Source organism: Novosphingobium sp. (assembly GCF_032093395.1).
Classification (GTDB): Bacteria; Pseudomonadota; Alphaproteobacteria; order Sphingomonadales; family Sphingomonadaceae; genus Novosphingobium.
The window spans coordinates 26,422-33,922 of record NZ_DAMDBA010000058.1 but is presented as its reverse complement, the minus strand read 5'-3'; the positions used below and the strand labels follow the sequence as shown (position 1 = coordinate 33,922).

General features: G+C 61.7%; 6 protein-coding genes. 3 read left to right on the top strand and 3 right to left on the bottom strand.

Features of this window, described 5'->3' with window-relative positions; genetic code table 11:
• Positions 1-11 precede the first annotated feature (11 nt).
• From RT424_RS17365 to RT424_RS17355, 3 genes are all read right to left on the bottom strand, one after another.
• Positions 12-1,748, bottom strand: coding sequence for a recombinase family protein (locus RT424_RS17365; RefSeq protein ID WP_313440784.1), 1,737 nt, complete (start codon positions 1,746-1,748; stop codon positions 12-14).
• A gap of 228 nt (positions 1,749-1,976) precedes the next feature.
• Entirely contained in the window at positions 1,977-3,377 is a 1,401-nt protein-coding gene (locus RT424_RS17360; RefSeq protein WP_313440782.1) for a hypothetical protein, read from the bottom strand.
• 191 nt (positions 3,378-3,568) lie between these two features.
• Positions 3,569-4,504 (bottom strand): hypothetical protein, encoded by a 936-nt coding sequence (locus RT424_RS17355; RefSeq protein ID WP_313440780.1) that lies wholly within the window; start codon positions 4,502-4,504, stop codon positions 3,569-3,571.
• A 268-nt stretch (positions 4,505-4,772) separates the two neighbouring features.
• Here RT424_RS17355 and RT424_RS17350 point away from each other — a divergent pair, with 268 nt between their 5' ends.
• The 3 genes from RT424_RS17350 to istB all read left to right on the top strand — a co-directional run bounded on the left by RT424_RS17350 (position 4,773) and on the right by istB (position 7,357).
• A complete protein-coding gene (locus RT424_RS17350; RefSeq protein ID WP_313440778.1) occupies positions 4,773-5,012 on the top strand; it encodes a hypothetical protein in 240 nt (79 codons plus the stop codon).
• A gap of 65 nt (positions 5,013-5,077) precedes the next feature.
• Positions 5,078-6,604, top strand: coding sequence for an IS21 family transposase (gene istA, locus RT424_RS17345; protein WP_207079236.1), 1,527 nt, complete (start codon positions 5,078-5,080; stop codon positions 6,602-6,604).
• 12 nt (positions 6,605-6,616) lie between these two features.
• A complete protein-coding gene (istB, locus tag RT424_RS17340) occupies positions 6,617-7,357 on the top strand; it encodes an IS21-like element helper ATPase IstB (protein WP_207079235.1) in 741 nt (246 codons plus the stop codon).
• Positions 7,358-7,501: the final 144 nt, after the last annotated feature.

Here is a 7,501-nt window from a genome sequence, read left to right as displayed (position 1 = left end):
GCTCGTCAGGCTCATAACCTGAAGGTCGTAGGTTCAAATCCTACCCCCGCAACCAACGGTGTACGACTCAAAGTCCCAGAAGTGTCCTGATGGGACTTTCGTGCGTTCTGAGCCACGCTGTTCCTATTGTTTACAGCCGCCTCCGCAAACTCCAGCATCGAAAACAGATCGCCGCGCAGTTCCAGGCGCCGGTGCTTCCCGCCACGGCTGTCGCCGCCATGGACAACGATCCCTTCGATCAATACACGGATCGCATTGCGAGACGCACTTGCTTCGCGCATGGTCAGATGCCGATCCAAATCTGCGATCGCGGAACGGTAGATAGTCTCATAGTTGGCAGGGAGTCGCACAACCGTCCGCTCTGGCAGACTGGTCAGTTCCTTTTCCAGTCGCTCTTCTTCACGCTCCAGATCCTTAAGGCGCGTCATGACGGAGCGGGGCAGGTCATCTTCCTCCTCCAGCTGCTTCACCAGCTTGGCGATCCGGCGCCGGGTCTCGGCAAGGCTTGCCTCCATTTCATCGCGACGACCATGAGCCACCCGCATCTGGTCGTCCAGTTCCCGTTGCAGATGCACAGCGAACCGGCTGATGATTTCCGGGGTGAGCAATTTATCACGCAGGCCTGCAAGTGCCCTGTCTTCCAGATGTGCGCCGGCGATCGAACTGTTTTTGCAGGCCTGGCGCGCTGCGGCCTTGCAGCGCCAACGGGGGCCGACGCTGACGAACGGCTGTCCGCATAGGCCGCAATGGACTAGCCCACTGAGAAAATGCATGGGGCGCTTTGCTCCGCCCAGCGGGTTGCCGGTGATGCCGAACTTCACATCGCGGGCCATTCGGGCCTCGCTCTGCCGCGCTTTGACTTGATCCCACAAGCTCTGGTCGATGATCCGCAGGTCCGGCTCGTCCCGCACGATCCACTCACTTTCCGGGTTAAGGCGCGGCACGCGCGTAAAACCCCGATTGTCGTTTGGAATCTCGACCCATTTGCGCCGGTTGAAGATACGGCGGCCGATGTACATCTCATTGTTGAGAATGCCCTCGCCCAGCGCCGGATTGCCGGACAGGGTCGTGGGGTTCCAGATTCCGCTATTATATTTGCCCCGCTCCCGCGCACGTGGAGAGGGAACGCCCTCTTCATTAAGAATTTTGCAGATACCCTTGAGGCTGTAGCCGTCTGCATAGAGCCGGAAAATACGCAGGACCTGGACGGCTTCCTCCTCGCAAATGGCAAGGCAGTCGGTCGGGCGACCGGCAGCGTCGAGACCCAGAACCTGTCGGACATAGCCCAAAGTCTTGCCGCCGGTCGAGCCGCCGCGCGTCGCCTTGCCCTTCAAACCACGGCGGGTTGTATAGGCGATACGGGCGCGCTGTTGCTCGCCGATGATCCCCTTGAAGGCAAAGGTGAGGTCGTCGATCCGCCCAGCCGCGACAGTGTGGAGCACCACATCATGTACGGCGAACAGCTTGCGCATATAGGACAGATGCTCCTGGTCGCGGCCGAGCCGGTCCACATCCTCGATGATCAGAATCTTCGCCTTGCCGGCTTTGAGAGCGGCAAGCGCGGTCAGGAGAGCAGGGCGCTCCATCGTGGCGCCAGTGATGCCATCGTCGCTGTGAAAAGCGATGAGCTCCATGCCATGCTGACGGGCATAGGCTTGCGCAAACACCTGCTGGTCATCGACCGAGGAGGTGCGATGGTCCGGATCGTCGAAGCTCTTGCGGCCATAGCCAATGGCGAACTGGGTCATAGATGCTCTCCTCCACCCTCAACATAGTCGGTGGCGACCTGTCGGGCGAGCGATTGCAGCAATTTGTCCAGTAATGAGTCAATTTCGATAGAATGGGGAGCGTTGCCGCCGCTTTCCACCGGTTTGCGGTCTGAAGAAATTCGTCCTGCTGAGATGTGGCGATGCTGTCCCATGGACGAAGAGATACGCCAGGGTGAAAGCCTCTCTGGGGTAAGCTGAAATGTACGCCTAGCTCGCAAACCAGGCCGCAGCATCAATGGACAGATGATGACGGGCCTCGCGCTCTATTGCGGGCACAGCGATCTTTTCCAGCATGGAAGCCATAGGCAGGCGACCGCTTTTGCGATCACGGTCCAGTTCGTCGCTGCCGTTGCGAGAGCCAGGGCCAATGCAGGCAGCATTTTTGTCTGGCCGCCCCTCGGTCCGCAGGAGGACCGCGTGGAAGGCGACCTGGCTCCTGTTGATGGCTGTGACCGGCTGAAGGGGCAGGGGGCGGTTGTCCAGGACAGCCTCGATGCACAGATCGATATGCGCAAAGGCCCGGAGCAGTTCGAGGCTGACATAGCTGCTCGCTTCCGCCGTCGAAAGGCCGATGCGTAATGTGCTAAAATCCATGCGGGACGAGCCGTCGCGCTTCATGTCGCCTCTATTGAGAGATGCGACCGCCGCAGTTTTGTGCTGCACAATGGAGAGGGCGGCTCCCATATGATAGCCATATTCTGGCTGAGTGGTGTTCAGCCTTTCCTCGACGACATGTGCGAGACTGATGATCGCCCTGCCCGCCGGGCCGGGAGGGAGCAGCTTCGCGTCGACAAGATGCTCCAATAGGGTGCTACTATCTTCGTCAGCAGAGCAGAGTGCTGCCTCTTCGAATTCGTTCAACTTGCGGATGATCGCTGCCGGCGCAGCAAGGGCGGCAAGGCAGCTATGACCAACCAGGGCCCAGTCATGGAATCCGCAAAAGCGGTCGCCCAGTGGAGCGATGGAATGCTGGCGCAATATGTCGATCTTCGCATGGGCCGTGCGCACGGCAAAGCAACGCGCGTGATTGCGGATCACCTCCGTCAGGAAGAGCGGCTCATGCCCTTGCAGAAGCCCACGTCTCAGGGACTTCAATATGCTGCCCAGGTTCGACCGAATGACGCGATCATAAACATTGTCGTCCAGTTCTTTGGACCGCTCCCGCAGCTGATCGAGATTGCTGGGATGTTCTTCCGGCAGATGGCCGGGCAGGCAGTTATAGAGCGCCTCGAGAATATGCGGGCTGGCGGACGGAGACAGCAGGGTCGCGATATAGCTGCGATGGTCGATATCGCCGCAGATTGTCCGATGAGGGCGGTAGACGCCTTCTTCGAAATGCTCCCGCCAGATGGAATCACGGATCTCTTTGATCGCACCCGGCAATTCATTGGGGGCGTAGCCATGCAGCGCGTTGATGAAATTGGTCGCCAGATCCACGACGCGGGCAGGGGAGACAGATCCACGCAAAACATTTTGCGCGGCGGCCTCAGCCGCTTGCGCCGCTGTCAGCCCGGTATATCGTTCACCCTTCGGCCGTGAAGCCAGAACCGCTTCGACATCGGCAGGAGCCTGCACATCGCTGTCTGCATTGATCTGACCCTGTTTCATATGCGCCCCCGCTCATTGCGGAGGCGAGCCTCGTGATCTGGTCAGGCCTCCAGACCATAACTAGGGTTCATATCCCGGATCGTCCAGAACAAGCTGCGCTGGCTATCGGTGGGCGCAAGGAAACAGCCTGTAGGCAGTTTATCCCACATTTTCGCAATGCCCGAAAATGTGGGATAAACGCATCAGGGTCTTCAGGCCGCCGCGGAGTGAACCAGCGCCAGGCTTTTCCATCCTCGCAGTTTCTCGGGCGGCGTCAGCAGCCACCAGGGTCGTGCCGCATCGGCGGGATCGACCTCGAGGCCCAGTTCCACCAGATGCTCATGCGGGATCGGCGCCAGCGTACGCACCGGGACATCCAACACGAAGGTCGTACAAATGTCTCCGATATCGGCCTGCGTGATGATGCGATCCGCGACCAGCCCAGGCACCGCGCTGGAGCAGTCAATGACTTCCTCCAGGCGCCGGCCGACAATGCTGTCTTTGGCCACCTTGAACACCGGTGCCCCCCGAACGAGCAATTCTGTCTCCCTCATCTCGGAAAAGCTGAAAACGTCATCGCTATAGTAGAGCCGCATGGTTGATCCCTTGCGCGTCAGTTGGGCCGCGACGGGGATTACGGAGTCAGGCCCGTCAGCCGAGCGTTCCTCACCGTTGAGGAAATCCTTGCGCGTGAAATCCGGCCCGCTCACATCCCATTGCCAGAGGTCAAGCGGGGTAAAGCCGCTGGGCGCCACCAGTCTTTCGAGGGTTTCGGTGATCACCACGCCCCATGCGGGCTGGTCGGTCTTGTCATCGACCCAGCCGGCCCGGCGCAGCATCCGATAGGCGCCCACGTCCGCAGCGACCATATCGAGAAATGTGCTCAGCCTGGCGAGATCGGCAGCATCCGGCCTGACCGGCATGCTGATCATGCCGAAGCCCCCGCTCAAATCGAAAGTGCCTGGTGCACCATTGTCCAGGATCCACACATCCCGGGCAGACAGGCCGCGACGGTCGAGTTCGTTGGTCAGATGCCATCCCAGTTCGCTATTCTCCCAATCCCCCTCATGGACCGGATCGCTAGCCCGTTTGGGCATGTCGCGATATTCGAGATAGGCCATAGTGCTGCTGAAAACAGGGTTCGTCATCTTGCCTCCATGTCATGCGAGACCCGCGCCCGGCACCAGGGTCGCCTGACATTCCGCCGGAGGCGCGGATCCCACCTGCCACATAAGAGGCATCGGTTAAATCAAGGTTTTCTTTCGACTTTTTAAGTTTGCTCGTGCGATGGGGTCATATCCGTGGCAATCGGCCGTCTCGTCGGATCGGCAATTCTTGGGACACCGCGTAATTGATGTAGCCACCCTCCTGGATGGTACGAAGTCGGACGACCGCTTCAATGCAGGAGGGTGACTGATGCCGATCTATGCAGGACTGGATGTGAGTGACAAGGCCACGCATGTTTGTGTGGTGGATGTCGAAGGCGCTGTGCTCAGGCGCGAGATGATGGCCAGAGTGCGGATTCCGAGGTCATCGCGCGCAGCATTCCGATTTGAAGGCGCGCGGGATTCCGAAATGATCGCGCGCAGCGTTCCGAGAATTGTCCGCGCAGCATTCCGAGATGATCGCGCGCAGTTTGCGGTGGGGAGCACCTGATCGTTGGGCCATTTCGCCGGTCGGATAACGGCCGGAGGAAATGGATGCCGACGAGGAGGGTAGCGATGCGCCATGTGCGCGAGATTTTGCGTTTGAGCCTGGATGCGGGGCTTTCGACACGGGTGGTTGGAGAGCGGGTCGGCGTTGGGCCTACGACGGTCCGCGACACGTTGAGGCGGTTCGGGTGGTCGGGACTGACCTGGCCGGTTCCGGCGGAGATGACCGACGCCGATCTGGAGGGGCGCCTTTATGGCGTGTCCGGTGTGAAGCCGGGGCGGCGCAAGCAGCCGGAACCGGACTGGTCGGTGGTGGCGCGTGAGTTGAAGCGCAAGCACGTGACGCTGCAGGTCCTCTGGGAGGAATACTACGCCGCGCACCCGGACGGCTATCGGTACAGCCGATGGTGCGATCTGTTCCGCCGCTGGGAAGGCCGGTTGCCGCTGGTCATGCGCCAGAGCCACGCCGGCGGCGAGAAGATGTTCGTCGACTATGCCGGCGACACGGTGCCGGTCGTGGTCAATCGCCGTACCGGCGAGGTGCGCGGTGCCCATCTGTTCGTGGCGGTGCTGGGCGGCTCGAGCCTGTCGTTCGCCTGTGCGACCTGGACCGAGCAGTTCCCTGACTGGGTCGAGGGGCACAATGCCGCGTTCCGGTACTTTGGAGGCGTCACCCAGCTTCTCGTGCCCGACAACGCCAAGGTCGCGGTGATCAAGGCCTGCCACTTCGACCCGATGGTCAACCGCGGCTACACCGACCTGGCGCGCCACTACGGCACGGCGGTGCTGCCGGCGCGGCCGAGGAAGCCGAAGGACAAGGCGAAAGTGGAAGCCTGCGTCGGCATTGTCGAACGCTGGGTGCTGGGGCGCCTGCGCAACCGGATCTTCTACAGCCTGGCCGAGGTCAACGCCGCGATCGCCGAATGTCTTGCGGATCTCAACGAGAGGCGCGTGCTTCGCCAGTTCGGCAAGACGCGGCGCCAGCTGTTCGAGGAAATCGACGCGCCGAACCTGAAGCCGCTGCCGGCGGAGCCATGGGTTCACGCCGAGTGGAAGCGGTGCCGGGTCGGGCTCGACTACCACATCGCGCTCGACCGCCATCATTACTCTGTGCCCTGGCGCTTTGCCCGCCGCGAGGTCGAGGCCCGCTTCACCGTGCGCACCGTGGAAATCTTCCTCGATGGCGAGCGCATCGCGGTGCACATGCGCGGGTCCGGCAACGGACGGCACACGACGATCCCGGAGCACATGCCGTCGAGCCACAGGCGCTACCGGGAATGGACGCCGGCGAAGATCCGCGAGGAAGCAGCGCGGATCGGGCCGATGCTGTCGCTGCTGGTAGAGAAGATCATCGAGGATAGGCCCCATCCCGAGCAGGGTTACCGCTCGTGCCTGGGCATCATCGCCCTTGCCAAGCGCTTCGGCGCTGAACGCCTCGAGGCGGCCGCGCTGCGCGCGCTGGAGATCGGCGCGCGCAATTACCCCTCGGTCAAATCAATCCTCGAGAAGGGGCTCGACAGGATCCCGGCGCCGAAATCCCCGGAGCGCGAGCCGATCCTCCACACCAACATCCGGGGCTCCGGATATTATCACTGAAAGGACCTGTGAATGCTGAAACACCCGACACTTGAGCAGCTTAACCAGCTCGGTCTGACCGGTATGGCCCATGCGTTCGCCGAACTGGAGAGCAACGGCGATGCCGCCAGCCTCAGTCACGGCGAATGGCTGGCCCTGCTGCTCGATCACGAAGCGACCTGGCGCAACGACCGGCGTCTTGCCCTCCGCCTGCGTCATGCCAAGCTGCGCCACCATGCCGTGCCCGAGGACGTCGATTATCGCGCCGTGCGCGGCCTCGACCGGCGCCTCTTCGATATGCTGCTCAAGGGCGACTGGATCGCTGCCCATGAGAACTGCGCGATCATCGGGCCAGCGGGGGTCGGCAAGAGCTGGCTCGCCTGCGCCATCGGCCACAAGGCATGCCGCGACAATCGCTCGGTCCTCTATACTCGGCTGCCGCGGCTGATCGACGACCTCTCGCTCGCCAAGGGCGATGGTCGCATCGCCGCGCGTATGAAGAGCCTCGCCAGGGTAGACGTCCTCATCCTCGATGACTGGGGCCTCGAACCGCTCGACGGCAACGCTCGCCACCACCTGCTCGAAATCCTCGAAGACCGCTACGGACGCAAATCGACGATGGTCACCAGCCAACTCCCCGTGGCCCGCTGGTTCGACCTGATCGGCGATCCGACCTACGCCGATGCCATCCTCGATCGCCTCGTTCACAACGCCCACCGGCTCGAACTCACCGGCGAATCCATGCGTCGTCATCACGCCGCAGCCGCGGCTTGACCGCGACACAAACACGATGACATCATCACACAACGATCAGGTGCTTCACCTGCGCGCGATCAAATCGGAACGCTGCGCGGCATCAGATCGGAATATATGCGCGCGATCCTCGGAATCCGCAGGCCAGAGACCTTCCGACGCATT

What these genes read in the sequence shown, in the direction of transcription:
- RT424_RS17365 (WP_313440784.1), bottom strand. Translation starts at nt 1,748, where the DNA reads ATGACCCAGTTCGCCATTGGCTATGGCCGCAAGAGCTTCGACGATCCG.
- RT424_RS17360 (WP_313440782.1), bottom strand. Translation starts at nt 3,377, where the DNA reads ATGAAACAGGGTCAGATCAATGCAGACAGCGATGTGCAGGCTCCTGCC.
- RT424_RS17355 (WP_313440780.1), bottom strand. Translation starts at nt 4,504, where the DNA reads ATGACGAACCCTGTTTTCAGCAGCACTATGGCCTATCTCGAATATCGC.
- RT424_RS17350 (WP_313440778.1), top strand. Translation starts at nt 4,773, where the DNA reads ATGCCGATCTATGCAGGACTGGATGTGAGTGACAAGGCCACGCATGTT.
- istA (WP_207079236.1), top strand. Translation starts at nt 5,078, where the DNA reads ATGCGCCATGTGCGCGAGATTTTGCGTTTGAGCCTGGATGCGGGGCTT.
- istB (WP_207079235.1), top strand. Translation starts at nt 6,617, where the DNA reads ATGCTGAAACACCCGACACTTGAGCAGCTTAACCAGCTCGGTCTGACC.